General features: G+C 54.4%; 15 protein-coding genes and 1 tRNA gene. 4 read left to right on the top strand and 12 right to left on the bottom strand.

The features are described from left to right. Positions 1-244 precede the first annotated feature (244 nt). Positions 245-1,024 (top strand): FadR/GntR family transcriptional regulator, encoded by a 780-nt coding sequence (locus Q9I99_RS01515; protein WP_107819483.1) that lies wholly within the window; start codon positions 245-247, stop codon positions 1,022-1,024. 224 nt (positions 1,025-1,248) lie between these two features. Here the strand turns inward: Q9I99_RS01515 and gdhA are convergent, their stop codons facing one another. After that, positions 1,249-2,583: an NADP-specific glutamate dehydrogenase gene (gdhA, locus tag Q9I99_RS01510; protein WP_301667353.1), complete on the bottom strand. Its 1,335-nt coding sequence runs from the start codon at positions 2,581-2,583 to the stop codon at positions 1,249-1,251. 382 nt (positions 2,584-2,965) lie between these two features. On the opposite strand from gdhA, the gene Q9I99_RS01505 reads away from it, so the two are divergent. Further along, complete coding sequence (locus Q9I99_RS01505; RefSeq protein WP_250314936.1) at positions 2,966-3,760, top strand: thymidylate synthase; 795 nt, start codon at positions 2,966-2,968, stop codon at positions 3,758-3,760. A gap of 8 nt (positions 3,761-3,768) precedes the next feature. Continuing rightward, the gene (locus Q9I99_RS01500; RefSeq protein WP_301667352.1) at positions 3,769-4,794 is read left to right on the top strand and encodes an FAD:protein FMN transferase; all 1,026 of its coding nucleotides are present in this window, start codon (positions 3,769-3,771) and stop codon (positions 4,792-4,794) included. 61 nt (positions 4,795-4,855) lie between these two features. On the opposite strand, the gene Q9I99_RS01495 is transcribed toward Q9I99_RS01500, so the two are convergent. From Q9I99_RS01495 to Q9I99_RS01445, 11 genes are all read right to left on the bottom strand, one after another. Beyond that, positions 4,856-6,193, bottom strand: coding sequence for a sodium-dependent transporter (locus Q9I99_RS01495; protein ID WP_301667351.1), 1,338 nt, complete (start codon positions 6,191-6,193; stop codon positions 4,856-4,858). A 556-nt stretch (positions 6,194-6,749) separates the two neighbouring features. Then, positions 6,750-8,303 carry a glycosyltransferase family 2 protein gene (locus Q9I99_RS01490; RefSeq protein ID WP_301667350.1) on the bottom strand — a complete coding sequence of 518 codons (1,554 nt, stop codon included), beginning with the start codon at positions 8,301-8,303 and terminating at the stop codon, positions 6,750-6,752. 113 nt (positions 8,304-8,416) lie between these two features. After that, positions 8,417-8,492 (bottom strand) — tRNA-Ile (locus tag Q9I99_RS01485). 53 nt (positions 8,493-8,545) lie between these two features. Continuing rightward, positions 8,546-9,748, bottom strand: coding sequence for a beta-ketoacyl-ACP synthase (locus tag Q9I99_RS01480; protein ID WP_301667349.1), 1,203 nt, complete (start codon positions 9,746-9,748; stop codon positions 8,546-8,548). Further along, the gene (locus Q9I99_RS01475) at positions 9,745-10,266 is read right to left on the bottom strand and encodes a hypothetical protein (RefSeq protein ID WP_301667348.1); all 522 of its coding nucleotides are present in this window, start codon (positions 10,264-10,266) and stop codon (positions 9,745-9,747) included. The genes Q9I99_RS01480 and Q9I99_RS01475 overlap by 4 nt, the downstream gene beginning before the upstream one ends. Positions 10,267-10,308: 42 nt before the next feature. Beyond that, entirely contained in the window at positions 10,309-12,615 is a 2,307-nt protein-coding gene (locus Q9I99_RS01470; RefSeq protein ID WP_301667455.1) for an MMPL family transporter, read from the bottom strand. A 16-nt stretch (positions 12,616-12,631) separates the two neighbouring features. Further along, positions 12,632-13,225, bottom strand: coding sequence for an outer membrane lipoprotein carrier protein LolA (locus Q9I99_RS01465; protein ID WP_301667347.1), 594 nt, complete (start codon positions 13,223-13,225; stop codon positions 12,632-12,634). Between the two features lie 58 nt (positions 13,226-13,283). Continuing rightward, positions 13,284-13,724 (bottom strand): acyl-CoA thioesterase, encoded by a 441-nt coding sequence (locus Q9I99_RS01460; RefSeq protein WP_301667346.1) that lies wholly within the window; start codon positions 13,722-13,724, stop codon positions 13,284-13,286. After that, on the bottom strand, positions 13,724-14,656 hold the full coding sequence (locus Q9I99_RS01455; protein WP_003750024.1) for a lysophospholipid acyltransferase family protein: 933 nt from the start codon (positions 14,654-14,656) through the stop codon (positions 13,724-13,726). Before Q9I99_RS01455 ends, Q9I99_RS01460 begins: the two co-directional genes overlap by 1 nt. Further along, a complete protein-coding gene (locus Q9I99_RS01450; protein WP_301667345.1) occupies positions 14,653-15,378 on the bottom strand; it encodes a glycosyltransferase family 2 protein in 726 nt (241 codons plus the stop codon). The genes Q9I99_RS01455 and Q9I99_RS01450 overlap by 4 nt, the downstream gene beginning before the upstream one ends. 202 nt (positions 15,379-15,580) lie before the next feature. Then, positions 15,581-17,296, bottom strand: coding sequence for an ApeI family dehydratase (locus Q9I99_RS01445; protein WP_301667344.1), 1,716 nt, complete (start codon positions 17,294-17,296; stop codon positions 15,581-15,583). Between the two features lie 29 nt (positions 17,297-17,325). Between Q9I99_RS01445 and Q9I99_RS01440 the strand changes: the two genes are divergently transcribed. After that, complete coding sequence (locus tag Q9I99_RS01440) at positions 17,326-17,958, top strand: 4'-phosphopantetheinyl transferase family protein (protein ID WP_301667343.1); 633 nt, start codon at positions 17,326-17,328, stop codon at positions 17,956-17,958. The last annotated feature ends 28 nt before the right edge of the window (positions 17,959-17,986 follow it).

The raw sequence follows: 17,986 nt of genomic DNA, 5'->3' as shown, positions 1-17,986 counted from the left end.
TATTTTTGGGCGGTTCGGCCGATTTGAATCGGAGCTTTCGTTTAAATTCAGTTAAAACAAATATTTGTAAAAACAAAAATTGTAGTTTGATGTAGTTTCTTCCTGTGTTTCGGGGGTGGTGCGAGGTAAATGCCGTTGACGGCGGGAACGGCGTGTCATTAGAATCCGCCCTGATTGGTCAGTCCAATTTGATGTTTGATGTATTTCGGAAGGGTTCGTTAAATAATCTTTTAAAGGAGGGGTGATGAAACTGGTAAGGCCTCAGAAAATCAGCGATCAGGTATTGTCGGTATTGGAGGAGCGCATTGCGGAAGGGGTTTACGCGGAAGGGGGCAAGATTCCGCCCGAACGCGTTTTGGCGGAAGAGTTCGGCGTTTCGCGCCCGTCGGTCAGGTCGGCATTGAATGTTTTGGTCGCCCGTCAGGTTTTGGAAGCGAGGCAGGGAGACGGTTATTATGTTTCGGTCAAGCCGCAGCAGGATTTTTTGCAAAGTTGGCAGGAGCTTTTGGGCAAACATTCCAATTGGGAACAGGATGTTTTTGATTTCAGCTGCCACATCGAGGGCTGTATGGCAGCATTGGCGGCAGAACGCCGGACGGATGCCGATTTGAAGCGGATTCGGTTTTGGCTTGAAAAGTTTGAGGAAGCGTGCGGAAGCGGCAATTTGGAACATCAGAGCGAAGCCGATGTCAGCTTTCATCAGACGATTGCGGATGCGGCGCACAATTTGTTGTTCAGCCATTTGTCGGGCGGTTTGTTGAAAATGCTGTACCGGCAGACGCGCAGCAGCCTTATTTATCTGAATCAGGAAGAAGATCCGCGTCCGAAACTGATGGCGCAGCACCGCGTGCTGTATGAGGCGATATCGAACCGCCGGCCGGTCGAGGCTTCGGAGGCGGCAAAGGCACATTTGAATTATGTGGCAAGCAGCATATTGAAAGACAGGGAATATCAGAGCCGTAACCGCCACGCGGATACTTTGGCGCAAAACGATTTGAAGCGCGTGCAGGATTGGGCGGTGTGAATGCCGTTCAGACGGCATAGCGCGCCAACAATCGGACAGCTTTTTATTCAATGGAACCGGTTTGCGCCCAAACGAAAATAAGCGGCTTTTCACTTGCAAACGGATGGAATCAGCCGGGTATCCAAACACAGGAAAAAAGGTTTGAAATGCCCGGATAATGAAATGCCGTCTGAACAGCATTTGCGGTTCAGACGGCATTTTGTTTGCGGGGCGGCGGCGTTTGCTTAGAAACCTTGCGCCAGCATCGCATCGGCAACTTTGACGAAGCCGGCGATGTTCGCACCGTTGACATAGTTTACTTTGTCGCCGACTTTGCCGTATTTCAGGCAGGACTCGTGGATGCTTTGCATAATGCCGAATAGGCGGTTGTCCACTTCTTCACGAGTCCAAGACAGGCGGATGGCGTTTTGGCTCATTTCCAAGCCCGAAGTTGCTACGCCGCCGGCGTTGGAGGCTTTGCCCGGGGCGTAGAGGATGCCCGCTTTGATAAATTGCTCGACCGCGCCCAAAGTCGACGGCATATTCGCGCCTTCGGCAACGACGTAGCAGCCGTTTGCCAACAGGGTTTTGGCGGCTTCTTCGTCCAATTCGTTCTGGGTTGCGCAGGGCAGGGCGATTTCGGCAGCAACGCCCCACGGTTTTTGGTTTTCAAAGTATTGCAGACCTTGCTCTTTGGCGTAGGTGGCAACCCGTTCGCGGCGGACTTCTTTCAATTCGATCAAGGCGGCGAGTTGCGCTTCGGTCATACCGCTGTCGGGGAAGAGGACGAAGCCGTTGGAGTCGGAAACGGTCAGCACTTTCGCGCCCAGTTGGATAGCTTTTTCGGCAGCGTATTGCGCCACGTTGCCGGAGCCTGAAATCAGGACGCGTTTGCCTTCAAAACTATCGTTGCGGGTTTGCAGCATGGCTTGTGCGAAATAGACGCAGCCGTAGCCGGTCGCCTCGGGGCGGATGAGGCTGCCGCCCCATTCCAAACCTTTGCCGGTCAGGACGGAAGTGAATTCATTGCGGATTTTTTTGTATTGTCCGAACAGGTAGCCGATTTCGCGCCCGCCTACGCCGATGTCGCCGGCCGGAACATCGGTGTCCGCGCCGATGTGGCGGTAGAGTTCGGTCATAAAGGCTTGGCAGAAGCGCATTACTTCGGCATCGGATTTGCCTTTGGGATCGAAGTCGGAACCGCCTTTGCCGCCGCCCATAGGCAGGGTAGTCAGCGCGTTTTTGAAGACTTGTTCAAAAGCGAGGAATTTCAACACGCCCAAATCGACGGTCGGGTGGAAGCGCAGACCGCCTTTGTAAGGACCGATGGCGGAGCTCATTTGAATGCGGTAGCCCCGGTTGACTCGGACTTGACCTTTATCGTCCTGCCAGGTTACGCGGAACATCACGACGCGTTCGGGTTCGACGATGCGTTCCAGCAGGCTTTGCTGGGTGTATTTCGGATTTTTTGCCAAAAATGGATCGAGGCTCATAAAGACTTCTTCAACAGCCTGATGGAACGGCTCCTGATTGGGGTTGCGTTGTTTGAGGTTGGCAAACAGGGTGTTCAGGTCAGTCATTCGGATACTCCTTTTGGTTGATATTGTACTAATGGGAAAACAAATTTGTAGGTAGCAATATAAACCTATTTTTTTCTGATGCCAAGCCCGATTTGGCACAAATTGTTGACATTATTTTTTCCATATTTTTAATGTTTGATGTTTATTGCCGATAATCAATCAATAATCATAAATTAATTTCGCAAATAAAAATATTATTGGAATTTTATTCTAAGTAATTAAACTAGATTTTTTGATTACAATCAAGGTAATTTTGTTTTTAAGCCCGATTTCCCGTGGGAAAGAATCGAAATTGTCAACAATCTTGTCTGCCTGTATCCGTGTTTTGGGCATTATCCGGAAATGTTACAATATGCGCCGTTCAACTTGATGAAAGATGATGATGAAGGCCTATTTGGACTTGATGCGCCACGTCCTCGACAACGGTACGGACAAATCAGACCGCACCGGTACGGGCACGCGCTCCGTATTCGGTTATCAGATGCGTTTTGATTTGGGCAAAGGTTTTCCGCTGCTGACGACCAAAAAGCTGCATTTGCGCTCGATTATTTATGAACTGCTCTGGTTCCTCAAAGGCGATACCAATATCAAATACCTGAAGGACAACAATGTTTCCATTTGGGATGAGTGGGCGGACGAAAACGGCGACTTGGGCCCGGTTTACGGCTATCAATGGCGCAGCTGGCCTGCACCCGACGGCAGGCATATCGACCAAATTGCCAACGTGGTGGAACAAATCAAGAAGAATCCAGACTCGCGCCGTCTGATTGTATCGGCATGGAATCCGGCTTTGGTCGATGAAATGGCACTTCCGCCCTGCCACGCGCTGTTTCAGTTTTACGTTACTGACGGCAAACTGTCCTGCCAGCTTTACCAGCGCAGCGCGGATATTTTCCTTGGTGTGCCGTTTAATATTGCCAGCTACGCGCTGTTGACGATGATGATGGCGCAAGTGTGCGGGCTGGAGGCGGGCGAGTTTGTCCATACGTTTGGCGACGCGCATTTGTACCGCAACCATTTCGAGCAGGCCGCATTGCAGTTGGAACGCGAACCGCGCGCCTTGCCTGTGATGAAAATCAATCCTGAAGTCAAAGATTTGTTTGCCTTCAAATTTGAAGATTTCGAGTTGGAAGGCTACGATCCGCATCCGCACATCAAGGCGGCAGTGTCGGTTTAGGAGGCGGTATGGGCAGGCATTTCGGGCGCAGGCGTTTTTTGACGGTTGCCGCCGTTGCGGCGGCGGGCGCGGCGGTTTCTTTTTTGCCGAATCCTTTTGCCGCCGGCGGCGAAAAACGCAACAGGGATGAAAAACGCGATGAAAATGTGTTTTTCTGGAAAGGTGTCGCGCTGGGTTCCGGCGCGGAGCTGCGCCTGTTCGGTGTGGACGACAGACAGGCGGCAGATTTGGTCAACAAGGTTTTGGCGGAAGTGGCGCGTTTGGAAAAAATGTTCAGCCTTTACCGTGAAGACAGTTTGATCAGCCGTCTGAACAGGGACGGTTATCTGATTTCGCCTCCGGCGGATTTTTTGGAACTGTTGAGCATTTGTCGGGATATGCATACTTTGACCGGAGGGGCATTTGATCCGACAGTTCAGGTTTTGTGGAAACTGTATGCCGATTATTTTTCCGCTCATCCCGATGCGGAAACGCCGCCGCCGGAGAATAGCGTGAAGGAAGCCCTGAAACGGGTAGGCTTCGGCAAAGTCTCGTTTGACGACCGTGAAATCCGTTTTACCGAAAAGGGTATGGGTTTGTCCTTGAACGGCATCGCGCAAGGCTATATCACGGACAAGGTTGTTGCGCTGCTTAAAGCAAACGGCGTGCCTGCCGCGCTGGTCGATATGGGCGAAATCAGAGGATTTGATACAAACGGTAAACGGACTTGGAATGTCGGTATCCGCAACCCGGATGACGAAGAAGGCGTGTTGGCGACGGTTGTCATGAAAGACAAGGCGTTTGCCACTTCGGGCGGCTATGGGACGGTGATGGACAAAGCGGGCAGGTTTACCCATTTGTTCGATCCGCGGACCGGCGCGGGTACGCCGCGCTATAAAAGCATGAGCGTAATGGCGGATGATGCGGCGGTTGCCGATGCCTTGTCGACGGCGTTTTCCGTAATGGATTTGCTGCTGATACGGTCGGTTGCCGAAAGCAGGCGGCTTAAAGTTTGGCTGGTCATGCCGGACAATACTTTGAACGAAATAGGTTGAACCAAAAGTAAAATGCCGTCTGAAACAGTTTCAGACGGCATTTTTGCTGTTTGGATGGCTTTTAAAGGATGCCCAAAGAATTGATGAAAACGATAATAATGGCAATCGGGGCGAGGTAGCGCAAGGTATTCAGCCACAGCAGCAGCACTGCCCGTGGTACGGTGCTGCCCGATCCGGCATCTTTTAACACAGACTGCCTGTCCTGAATCCAGGCGGTAAATACGGCAACGCTCAATGCGCCGACAGGCATAATGACCGCTGAAATCAGGTAGTCCCACAAATCAAAAATGGTTTTGCCGAAAACCTTAAACTCGCCCCATACGCCGAAAGACAGCGCGGACGGGATGCCGACAATGAAAATGGCTGTGCCGATAAGCCAAGTATGTTTTTTGCGTTTGCGCTCGTCTTGGCGGATGGTTGAGGCAATGACCGTTTCCAACATTGAAAATGCGGAAGTCAGCGTGGCGAAAACGACCAGCAGCATAAATACCGCAAACAAAACCGTACCGAACGGCATCTTCATAAACACTGCGGGCAATACGATAAAAATCAATCCCGGCCCCTGGCTCGGTTCAAAACCGAAGGCGAATACCGCCGGAAAAATCACCAGGCCGGCAAGCAGGGAAACCAAGAGGTTCATCCACATAATCGTATGGCCGGAACGGAACATATCCTGATCTTTTCCCAAATATGAAGCGTAGGTAATCATGGCGGAAACGCCGATGCTCAAGGCAAAAAATGCCTGTCCCAAAGCCGTAATCATCGTATCGGCTTTAAAGTACGACCAATTCGGTTTGAGCAGGAAAGACACGCCCTCCATTGCACCCGGCAGCGTCAGCGAACGGATTGCCAGCGCAATAAAGAGGATAAACAGCCCCGGCATCAGATAACGGTTTGTCTTTTCAATGCCGTCTGAAATGCCGCCTTTGACCACCCAAACCGTAATCAGCATAAACAGTGCCTGATAAAACAGCGAACCTGCCGGATTGGAAATTGTTGTGCCGAACAGGGCTTCAAAGTCCGCTCCCGCATGGATTGCCCCTGTAAAACTGTGGACGACATAATTCAATACCCATCCACCGACCACGCTGTAAAACGACAGCAAAATAAAGCAGGCGGCAACGCCCATACGCCCGACCCAAAGCCATTGCGTACCCGGACGCAGAACCCTGAAGGAATCGACGGCATTTTTACCGCCCGTGCGCCCGATATAAAACTCGGCAAGCTGGACGGGCAGGGCGACCAAGACGGTAAATATCAAAAACAGCAGGAAAAACACCGCGCCGCCGTTGGTGCCCGCCGTATAAGGGAATTTCCAAATCGCGCCCAAACCGATGGCCGAACCTGCCGCAGCAAGGACGAAACCGATTTTGGACGACCAAGAAGTATGGTTACTCATAAAATTTATTAAGAAATGTGAAGGTAGTGCATTGTAACAAAGCACTTGACGCGGCGGCACAAGCCGGGGAAGACGCTGCAAAACTTTGCCAATAGGCTGCGCGATATCGGGTGATATTGGGATTTTCTTATTTTGAAGGATGAATTCGGGGTGTTTCTTTCCAATGAACGAATATAATTTGGCGGTTTGTTGCATCAAAGGCTTTCAGACGGCATAGGCCGTCTGAAGTTTTTATCGTGGATTAAATAGAGAATACGCATATCGTCATTTTCGCGAGAGTGGGAATACAGAATTTTAACGCTACGGTGATTTGTCCGAAACAACGACCGTCTTTTTGTCGTCATTCCCACGAAGGTGGGAATCCGGTAACGGAAAATCATAGGAAGTTATCCGAAACACAAAAAACTGAAACCGAAGGGACTGGATTCCCGCTTTCGCGGGAATGACGAGATTAAAGTTTCAGGATTTATTTAAAATAACCGAAATTCAAAAAACCGGATTCCTGCCTGCTCAGGAGTGATGGCAGAAATAAGGATATAGGTGCTTTTATTTGAATTTATGGTAAGAAGCGGTCCAAACCGTCTTCGCAGCGGATTTTTTGTTCGGACAGCGTGGCTTTGAGCAGCGCGTCGTTTTGCGGTAAGGCATTGCGTTCGGCTTCATTGTGCCAAAGATGGTAGGCAATGCCGGCAAATTTAAGGTTGTGGCGTTTTATGCCGTTATGGAAGAGGCGGGCGACGAACTCGCTGTCTTCGCGTCCCCAGCCGACAAAGCGGTTGTCGAAGCCGTTTACAGCCAGAGTATCGCTGCGGAAAAAGCCCATATTGCAGGTTTTGATGCCTTTGTGTTTGCGGCTGCTTTGTCTGCCGATCAGGGCGGATAGGCTGCGGCAGCGCAGGGCGGACAGGCGTTTTTCTATGCCTTGGCTGAACGCGGACAAATCGGGCAATTCGCCGGAGGCTAAAATTTCTTGGGTGCGCGCTTGGGTCAGGATAACGCGCGAACCCTGTATCAGCCTGCCTTTGCGTGCGAGTTTGAGGTGGTCGGCGATGAAGGACGGGTCGAGTATCATATCGCCGTCGATAAGGATGATGTAGTCGCTTTTTGCCTGCGCCAGCGCGCGGTTGCGCGATTCGGCGGCGCGAAAGCCGTCGTCCGGCCGCCAAGAGTGTTTGACGGGGATGTCGGTGTGGCTGCGGATGAACTCGACAACTTCGGCAGTGTCTTGGCGCGAACCGTCGTCGGCGACGATGATTTCGTCGGGCAGGCGGGTTTGCGCGAGCGCGGATTTCAAAACCAGCTCCAGCGCGTCGGGGCGGTTGTAGGTGGTTACAATCAGGGCGACACTGATGTTGCGGTTGCGCTCGTAAAGTTTGACATATTTGTAGTACGAACCTTGCGCATTGGCGATGGAAATGGTCAAGCCGTCCGCGCCGTAGGCAAAGCCGCGTTTGAGCAGGTAGTTCTTGACAAACGATACGCTGCCGTGCAACAGGGCCTTGAAGGGGGAGCTGTCTTTTTTGTAGCGGTTTTCTTCGGCGTAGAGCGAGCTGTATTGCTGCATTTTTTGAATCAGCCCTTCGGCGTTTTCGAAGGAATAGTGTTTCAGACGGCCTTCGAGCGGACGGACGTTTGCATCGGGCGGCAAAATCAGCGATTCATGCACCTGACGGTCGGAAAAACGGGTAAACCGGCGGTGGTAAAGGCGCGGGATAATGTCGGGATACCAGCCGCAGGCTTTGATCAGGCGGGCGTTGTAATGGTTCAGGCGCGAGAGGGAGAAGATGTTTTGTTCTTTGTTTTCCGCCACGGCTTTGCGGATGGCGGCAATCAGTTCTCTATCTGCCACTTCGTCGCTGTCTATGCTGAATATCCAATCATTTCGCGCAAGTTTTGCGGCAAGGTTTTTCATCGGGCCGAAGCCGATGAAGTTATGTTTGTGATAACTGATGTTGGTGAAGCGTTCGGCGATTTCAAAGGTGCGGTCGGTCGAGCCGTTGTCGAGCAGCAAAACTTCATCGAAGTCTTGAAGCGCGGTCAATACTTCGTGCAGATAGCGTTCCGAGTTTTTGACCAATATAGCCGCTGTGGCGGGAATTTTCGGGTTCATAATGAGGTCGTCCGACAAAAGGTAGATGCAGGGAAAAGCCGTGTTGCCTGTCCGGTCTGAATGTGCCGCCATAAATGGCAAAAAAGCCCAAACATACGTCCGGGCTTGGGAATTGGTGGGTCCGGTGGGGTTCGAACCCACGACCAAGGGATTATGAGTCCCCTGCTCTAACCCCTGAGCTACAGACCCGTCAAGAGTAGGCGCGTATTGTATAGCATAGCGGTGGGATTGACAAACTTATTTCATCCGATGAGTAAAACGCAGTTGCTTCCTCCGAAGGCAAACGACGAGCTGGCGGCAATGCGCTTTTCGGTTTCCCAGCGGCTGCCGCTGCCGGTCAGGTTGATGGCGGGCAGGTTGGGGTCGTTCTGCCCGTCCCAAAGCTGGGGCGGAAGTTTTCCTTCGGGATTGCTTTGCCAGTCGGCAATGCCCCACGCGAACGCGGCTTCGATTGCGCCCGCCGCGCCTAAAGTATGCCCGGTTTGCGGCTTGGTGGACGTGCAGGGCGTATTGTTGCCGAAAACCGCTGCAACGGCGCGACTTTCCATACTGTCGTTGTGGTGCGTCCCGGTGCCGTGCAGATTAATCCAGCCGATGTCTTCGGACGCAAGGTTTGCGTGTTGCAATGCCGTCTGAAAGGCGAGGATTGCGCCTTGAGCGTCGGGGCGCGGCGTGGAAATATGGTAGGCATCGCTGCTTGCGCCATAACCCAAAAGCCGCATACCGCCGGAAAAATCCGCATCGCGCGTCATGATGAATACGGCTGCGCCTTCGCCGATATTGATGCCGTCGCGGTTGGCGGAGAAAGGGTTGGCAATGTTTGGGGACAAGACTTCCAATGAGGCGAATCCGTTGACAGTCAGCGGCGAGAGTGTGTCCGCGCCGCCGCAGATGACGGCATCGCACATACCGGCGCGAAGCAGGCGGGCGGCACTGATTAATGCGCGCGCGCCGGAAGTGCAGGCGGTGGAAACGACGTAACGCAGACCGCTCAGCCCGTAAGCATCGGCAATGAAATCGGCGGGTGCGCTCATAAGGTGTTGGCATTGGTTGAACGTGAGGTCTTGCCAGGCTTTTCCCTGCACTGCCTGTCGGAACATCGGGATGTTTTCGTCCGCGCCGCCGGTGGATGTGCCGATGACGACGGCAATCCGGTTTGCGCCGTACCGCCGTATGGCGGCATCGATTTGCGGTTCGATTTGTTCGAGCGTGTGCCAAAGCAGCCTGTTGGTGCGGCTGCGGCAGTGTGCGGGCGTGCCGTCTGAAAAGGGGCGCAGGGTTTCTTTTACCATACCGAAGGCAAGGTTTTTGCCGCCAACCCAGTTGGATGAAAATGTCAGTGCCGGTTTGGAAGAAGGGGACAGCAGGGCATCGATGTGGGTGTGCAGTCCGCTGCCCAACGCGCTGGTGAGTGCAGGGCTTCCGAGGTAAACAGGTATGTTCATAATGGTTCAATCGGTGTAACCGACCAGCGGGTTTGGTCGGGTAGGGTAATCAGAAACTGTCCGCCAATATGGTTGACGCACCATATGTCCCGATTGCGGTAGCGGAACAATGTTCCTTCTGTGCAGAAAGATGCGCCGCCTGCCTGTTTGAGGTCGGGATAAGGGGGCGCGGCATTTTCGGCGGTTATCAGCGGGAGCAGTGCGGCAAACAGGCGGCGGGACGGCATATTGGGCATCACGAACCCGTCGTTTTTCCAGCCGCCGCCGCTGATGGTTTGGCGTGAAACCGGCGCGCCCAATATGTCGGTTTGTACAAACCGGATGCCGTCTTCCAGCTGTTCGGTCGCCAGTATGCCGGTTTGTACCGGTTCTTGCCCCTTATTGTAGCGTTCCCATTTGAACCATTGTACGTCTTGGGTAAGGCGCGGTTGGGTTTGGGGCAGGGGCAGGGCATATGGGGCGCAGGCGGCGAGCAGTTTTGCGGTCAATATGGCAAGCAGGGTCGTGGTCGGGCGCATAAGTTCCTTTCAAGAATGCCGTCTGAAGCGGCGGTAGGGCGGTTAACGGCGTGGATGTTGCGTATCCGGGACCGAGTACATCAGCCGTGCCGCCAGCCACAGGTTCAATATGACCCCGATGCCAACGGTCATGCCGAATGCGGCGACGGCAGGTGTGCCGCTGAAGGCAAGCAGGACGAAGGAGATGCCGGTCGTGAGCGCGGCAAGCAGCATACCGCCCAGCCGCGCATCGGTGCTGTGTCCGGCATTGAGCGCGTAAACGGCATAATCGATGCCGATGGCGGAAACCAGCAGCAATCCGAACATGGCAAACAGGCTGACGGGAATGCCCAGCCAACCCAATACGGCAACAGTGCCGATGGCGGCAACAATGGGGACGGCGAGGATTTTCCCACCCTGCCGCGCGCCAAACAGCCGCCACAGCAGCAGCCATGCCAGCAGGTAAGACGACAATTTCAGCCAAACCGCCTGATTGCGCGTATGGCGGAACAGGTCGTTGAGCCTGCCGCGTTTGTCCGCCCATTTGATTCCCGGAACGGTTTCCGCCGTTTTGCGGACGGTTTCCGGTTCGGTCAAGCCGTTCAGGCGGATAACCGAGGCATAACGATGCGGTTCGACTTCGCCGAGATACAGGGGTTTCCAAGCCTGCGCCAGAGGCAGAGCGATGCCGTCTGAAAGCGTGATGGCGGGCGTGTCGGCCGCTTGCAGCAGGGCGGATTTCAGCGTGTCTTCGGGAATGCCCAGTTCGTGCAGGGCGCGGTAGTTGCCAGGTTTGTCTGCAATCGCGCGCAAATGTTGTTTCAGGCGGTTTTGTTCGGCTGTCGGCAGAATAAATTGATCCAGCGATTGGATGCCTTTCAGTTTGCCTTGTTTGATCAGGGGATCAAGGGTGCGGCGCAGTTCGGCATTTTTCAACAGCAGCGCGTCTTCGCTTGCGGCTTCGGCAACCAGATATTGACCGCTGAAATCGGTTCCGCCCAATGTGCCGATTTTTTGTATTTGCGACAACAGTCCGGGCGGCATATTCACCCATTGGCGGATGTCGTCGTGCCAGTTGCTGCGCCATAGCCCGACGGCAGTGAAAACAATCAGGAAACCTGTTGCGGGATAACGGAAGGATGGGGGAAGCCGTTTCTTGATATGTCTGCCCAGTATGGCACTCAAGGCGGCAAAAGGTACGGGTTTTGCCTGATAACGGGCAAACAGGGGCGGTAGCCAGCAGACGGTCGCGCCGAATGCACCCAGCAGCGAAAAGCCGGAGAAAACGGCAGTTTGCTGTAAAACCGGCAAAGGTGTAAACCAGAGCAGCGCGTATCCCGAAACGGTAATCAGCAGGCTGACGGCAAAGGCGGGCAATACCTGTTTCATCGCCGGTTTCGCCTGCCATGATGAGAATACAGACGGGGTCAGCCAGTGCAGCGGGAAATCGACCAGCATCCCGATCAGGCTTGTGCCGATAACCAGCGTCAGGGCGTGGATATGCCCGAATACCGCCAGAGCCGCCGCCAAACCCGCCAGCATGCCCGCCGCAGGCGGCAGCAGCAGCCAGAAGGTGCGCGCGCTGCGGAAAACCCACAAAATGAGGGCGGCGGTCAGGACGGTGCCGGCAAAACCCATTATCCGGCTTTCTTTTTCGGCATCGGCTTTGGCGGCGGCTGCAAAAAGTGCGCCGCCCCCGGTCAGGATTTCGGTGTGCCTGTCGGATGCCAATGTCTGTGTTTTTTGGAACAAATGACCCAAGGCATCTTGAGGAAGGGCGTTATCGGGCAGCTTGGCGCGTATCCAAACCCAGGTTTTCCCGTTGTCTTCGTTGAACAGCATACCGTTTTCGGGATGCCATTGCAGACGGGTTTGGGGATTGATTTTGCCGGCAACGAAACGTCCGAAACCCAGCCAGTCCTCATCTAAGGGTAAGGGGGATACGGCAAACGGATTGGCGGCATCTTCGGCGCGTTGGCGGAAATAGTCGGCGGGTTTTTCGGTCAGCAAACGCCGTTGGGCTTCGGGTAAGACGGCCAAACTGATTCTGCCGATGTCTTGGCGGATTTGTGCAAGGTCGGGGCTGATTTGGCTGTTTACTTCGGAAAATATCCCGCTTTGCCGCCACAAGTCGGCGATTTCCGATGCCGTCTGAAATGCGGTTTCGGGTCGGGGGCTGCCGGCAAGCAGGATGATTTGACTGTTGATTTGTGCGTCGCCGGCGCGTTCCGCCGCCTGCAAAACGGCATCTTGGCTGCTTTTTGGCAGCAGCTCGGTCAAATCGGTCTGCAGCCAATCGCGCGTTGTGATGTTGTAGCAGGCAAAGGCGGCAAGTATCCACATCAGCAGGGTGTAAATCAGGCGGATCATAGCGGTTCGGACGGTATCAGAGTGATTGTTCGGCAAACTTGTCCGGCGGGTTGCCGACGCTTATGCCGTCAAACTGCATATCGGTTTTGTCCCCTTGTTTTTCATGCAGTTCGATACGGCGCACGACGCTGTCCCCGCTGATGTCGATATGCTTGAAGATTTGTTTCATCACCAGTGTTTTCGGTGTGAGTTGCAGCGTCCATTTTTGCGCCGAGCCTTCGAGTTTCAGATCGAACTGTTTTTCCAACCCTTGCGTATCGCCGCCGATCAGGTCGAGAAAGAGTTTGATTTGCCTGCTTTGTCCGGGCATTTTTCCGGTGTCGGGCATTATCCAGCCTTTGCCGTTCCATTGGCTGATGCCGTCCGAACGGACGCGCAGGGTGGCGGCAAACGGTTTCTGCATCTGCCAGAGCAGTCCGCGTTTGGGCATCAGTACGAATTTTCCGGTCGCAGTCATGGGTTTGGACAGGGATTTCAGATGGCGGTATTGGATAAAACCGCCTTGGATGTTGTCGGGTTTTTGCAGTATCCGGGCCAGTTCGGCAGTGGAAAATGCCGAGGCGGAAAGGGCGGTTGCGGCAAGGAGCGCGGCAAGCAGGTATTTTTTCATGGTTGTCTGTCGGTGTGGCAAGAATGGGTAAAAATGCCGTCTGAAAGCGGACGGCGGTTTATGCGGCTTGAAAAGTCGGATGGTTCCGTATGGCTTCGAGCCAGCTTTCCGGCGTTTGGAACTGTGTTTCTCCGGTTTCCAAGGATACTGCCGCCTGCGTGGTCGATGCGCGGGTCAGTTTTTCGCCGGTTTGCTCATCGGACAAAGTGTAGTCGATACGCAGGCAAGTGTCGATTTCGACGATTGCCATATCGATGCGGATGGTTTGTCCGAACCGTGCGGGGCGTATGTATTTCAAGTCCATTTTGACGATGGGCCAACTGAAGCCCCGCCTGCCCATTTCACCGTAGCCGTAGCCTATGCTTTCAAGGAAGGCGCAGCGTGCGACTTCGAGGTATTTGACGTAGTTGCCGTGCCAGACGATCTGCATCGGATCGACATCGAAAAACGGGACTCGGACGGTGTGGCTGTGGCGGCAGAAAATGTGTTTTTTGTTCATCAGGGATGGTGCTCCGTGTGCCAAAAGTCGTAAAAATTGAACCATTGCAGCGGATTCAGACAGCATTCTTCTTCTAAAATGCGGGCGAAATGTTGCGCGGATTCTTTGATTTTTTGCGTGCGTTCTGACCGCGTCCAATCCGATGTGTCGGTCATAGGGCGAAGTTTCAGGCGGTAGCGTCCGTCCTCCTGTTTGATGCAAAACAGCGCGTTGACCTTGGTTTTCAGCAGCGATGCCAGAATCCACGCACCTTGCGGTATTTCGGTGCGGTGTTGCAAAAAATCGACGGTTACGGTTTTTTCGCCCCGGACGGGAATGCGGTCGGCGGCGATTGCCAACCATTCCCCTGCTTCAATGCGCCGGTTAAGCGTCATCATCAGCGATGCGTCCAAGTCGCTTACCTGTATCAGTTGGATTTTGTCCGCGCCCGCCTGTTGCAGGGCTTCGTTGAACATTTGTGCGTGGCGGCTATGTACGAGGACGTTGAGTTTGAAATTCCGGTGGTGGGAAACCAGTGCGCGGCAGATTTCCGTATTGCCCAGGTGCGAACAGGCAAAAATCTGTCCGCGCCCGTTTTGATACATGGCGGCGGTCAGGTTGTCGGGGTCTTCGATAATCAAGTCTTCGTAACGTATTTTGCGCTGCCATACGGCAAACCGGTCGCAAACGGCTTCGCCGAATGCCAAAAACTGCGCGAATATGCGGTTTTCAGACGGCATAGCGTCGGGAAAGGTATGCCGCAGGCGGTTTTGGTAGGTATGGAGGTTTTTCCGCGCCCGAGGCGAGGTCAGGTAAAAATATAGGACGACAAACCAAATACACGGTTTCATTAAAAAAGGGGGCAGATAACGGACAATTACCGCCGTCAGCTTGAGGAACAGGCGGTTGCCGCGTTCGTTTTGTTCCGCCCAGTGTCGGGATGCGCCGTTCATCGGAATATGCCTTTCAAGATGCGCCAACGCCATTTGAGCATACCGAAAAACAGCCGTGTGTGCATTTGGCTGATAAGGATGTTGTCGGCAAGGGCGCGGAAGTGGGAAATGCCGTCTGCGGCGTAACGGACGGGCGTGGGTATCCAAACGGTTTTGATGCCGCGCCAATATAGCCGGATCAGGATTTCGATGTCGAAGTCCATACGGTTGCCGACGTATTCTCCGCGTATGACCGCCAACGCAGGCGGCAACGGATAAAGGCGGAAGCCGCACATACCGTCTTTAATATCGGACGACCAGGTATGAACCATATTCCAAAAGTCGGTAATTTTGCGCCCGTACAATCGGGATTTGGGCGCGTCGCCGCCGTATTGCGGCTGACCGCAGATGAGGGCTTCGGGATTGAGTTGCGCGGCACGGACGAACTTCGGCACGTCGTCCAAACAGTGTTGGCCATCGGCATCGATTTGCAGGACGTGGCTGTATCCCAGCTCCGCCGCCGCCTCGAAACCTGTGCGTACTGCCGCGCCTTTGCCGCCGTTGCTTGTGCGGCGGATGACGCGGATGCCGTCTGAAGCCAGATTTTCTAAAACGGGTATGCAGTCGGGACGCGAGCAGTCGTCCACGACCAACACGTCCAAACCGCAGGCGCGCAGGCCGCGCGCGACCGTGCCGACGGTTGCCGGATGGTTGTAATGGGGGATGAGGGCGAGGATGTTCATATTTATATCAAGGTAAGGCGGTAATCTTATAGTGGATTAACAAAAACCAGTACGGCGTTGCCTCGCCTTAGCCCAAAGAGAACGATTCTCTAAGGTGCTGAAGCACCAAGTGAATCGGTTCCGTACTATTTGTACTGTCTGCGGCTTCGTCGCCTTGTCCTGATTTTTGTTAATCCACTATATTTGCCTTTGCGAAGGCGGTTCATCGTTCTTCCCTTGCGGTTGGGTTGGGGCTGTCCTGCGGCGCGTCGAATACCAGCTTCCCCGAGGCGCAGGCGGCATCCTGTTTTCGGATTTTAAACGACAGTTTGTTTTTATCGGCATCGTATCCGAGTTCTACGGAAATGTCGTCATACGGACGGATAAACTGCTGGTATTTCAGGTTTTCGATACGGATAATGTTTTGCCTGCCGAAGGGGTGCCGTGCGGCGAGTAGGCGCACCCATTCCAATTCGACTGCGCCGGGGACGAGTGGGAAGGTGGAAAAATGTCCGCCGAAATAGGGTAAATCTAGCGGTACGCGGGTTTGGTAGTGCAACCGGTTTCCTTCGGGCGGCAAGGTGTGCCATTGCGGCGCGGCGGGTTCTGCCAATGCCGTCTGAAAGTCCGCTGCGGTAATTTTCCCTTGTCCGTTGCGCGGCAGACGGTCTGTAAAACGCCAGTAGCGCGGAAGGGCGGCCGTGTCTTGCGTTTGGGCAAGGTGTTGCTTGAGTGCGGCGATAACGGCGGTGCGCCCCTGTTCCAGCCACGCCGTGATGCCTTCCGTATCGAGTGCCGCCCAAACGGCAATGCGCCCGTGTTCCGGATGCAGGGCGCAATGTGCGTCGGCAATCCAAGGGTGTTTCAGCAATTCGTGTTCGATTTGGTTGAGCGAAATGCGTTTGTCTGCCAGTTTGATTATCCTGTCCTGCCTGCCCAGCAGGGCAAAACCGTCTTCGTGGGTTTCGATGCAGTCGGCAATGTGCTGCACGCCGCCTGTCCACGGCGAGAATATTTCCACCGATTTGCCGGTATTGCGGACGGAGACGTTGGGGAACGGTTGCCATAAGGTCTGTTTTTGGCGTGATGCAATGATGCCGGTTTCCGTGCTGCCGTAAACTTCATAAGGGCGGACTGCATATTGCTCCAACAGGGCGGCGGTTTCCGGTGGGAGTTCCCCGCCTGCGGAAACGATGCCGGCCATCCTTCCGTTTAACGCCGCCCAATCCCGATTTTCGCCGAAACGGTTGAGCAGGGCGGGGCTGGCAATCCAGACATTTTGATAATCGGACGGCACGTTCAGGCTTGCCGACAGCAGCAGTTCGGGATAGGCGTTTTGCCTGCGGATCATCGCCCACCCCATCAGCAGCGGAAGCGCGAAGCGGAAGGTCAGTCCGTACATATGTTGGGGGGATACGCTGCCGAGGACGGCGGTTTTGCCGCGTCCGAACGGGATTGCCGCAGCCAGCGCGCGGGCTTCCGATTCGATTTGCGCGGCGGTTTTGACGATTATTTTGGCTTCCCCGCCGGAACCCGAAGTACGCAAATGCACTTCGGATTCGGGCGGTATGTCCAATGCTTGCGGTATGCGGTTTTCAGACGGCATACCGCCGCAAGGGTTCGGCATTTGCCAAACGCGGATGCCGTCTGAAACAATATCGGTGTCGGTCAGCAGGATTTGTGCGGATTCCGCCCAAGTCAGGTTTCCGGGCGCGGTATTCGGCAGCAGCAGGGCTTTGCCGCCGCTACTCCAAACGGCAAGCAATGCGGCTGCGAACAGCGCGGCATCGTCAAACCACAATGCCGCCGAACGGATGTTGTTTTGCTTTAATTTTAACGACAGGGTGTGTACCGTGCGTATAAAATCGGCGCGGGTCCACAGCGGGTCGAGGGCAATCGGCGTATTGTCGGAGAAGTTGATGTCAAACATTCGGGTCATATATTCCAAATGGCAGAACGGAGGGTGTCGTGCCGGATAATAAAACAGTATTGCAGTGCCGCCTTGCCGATGCGTCGGTCGCCGCCGCCTATCGGGAATCCTGTCTGGACGATGAGGACAGGGCACGTTTGCTGCGCGCACCGAAATTGGCAGGACGGACGGATTGGCAGGTCAGCCGCTTCCTGAAGCAGCAGGGCGGCAAGATATGTTCGCTTTCGCACAGCAAAGGGCGGGCGGCGGTTTTGGTCTGCGGCGGCGGCACGGTTTGCGGTGTCGATATTGAAACGGTCCGTCCGCGCAATTTTCAGGCACTTGCCGAATGGGTTTGTTCCCCTGAAGAACGGGTTTTTTTGGCACGTTCCGGTTGGCAGGCAGAGGCTTTTTACCGCCTGTGGTGCATCAAGGAAGCACTGCTTAAAGCCTGCGGTTTGGGTTTTCCGCAAGATATGGCGAAAGTCGGTTATCTGACCGACGGTTCGGCGGTTTGCGGCTTGCGTGCGGATGGCGGAATCGGTTGGCACGCCGTCAGCGCAATCTGGTGCGGCGACGCGGTTGTCGCCTGCGTGTGGCGCGGAGCTGCCGAATTGGATTGGCAGTATTGCGGAACGGATGCCGTCCGGACGGTTTGCCATATCGAGCGGATAGGCGGCAAGGAAGTCTGAAAGGGCAGTTTGTTATTTTATTCCGTTT

It is taken from the genome of Neisseria basseii, from assembly GCF_962707005.1.
Taxonomy (GTDB): domain Bacteria; phylum Pseudomonadota; class Gammaproteobacteria; order Burkholderiales; family Neisseriaceae; genus Neisseria; species Neisseria bergeri.
The sequence above is the reverse complement of the archived record's forward strand: the minus strand, read 5'-3'. Positions and strand labels throughout refer to the sequence as shown.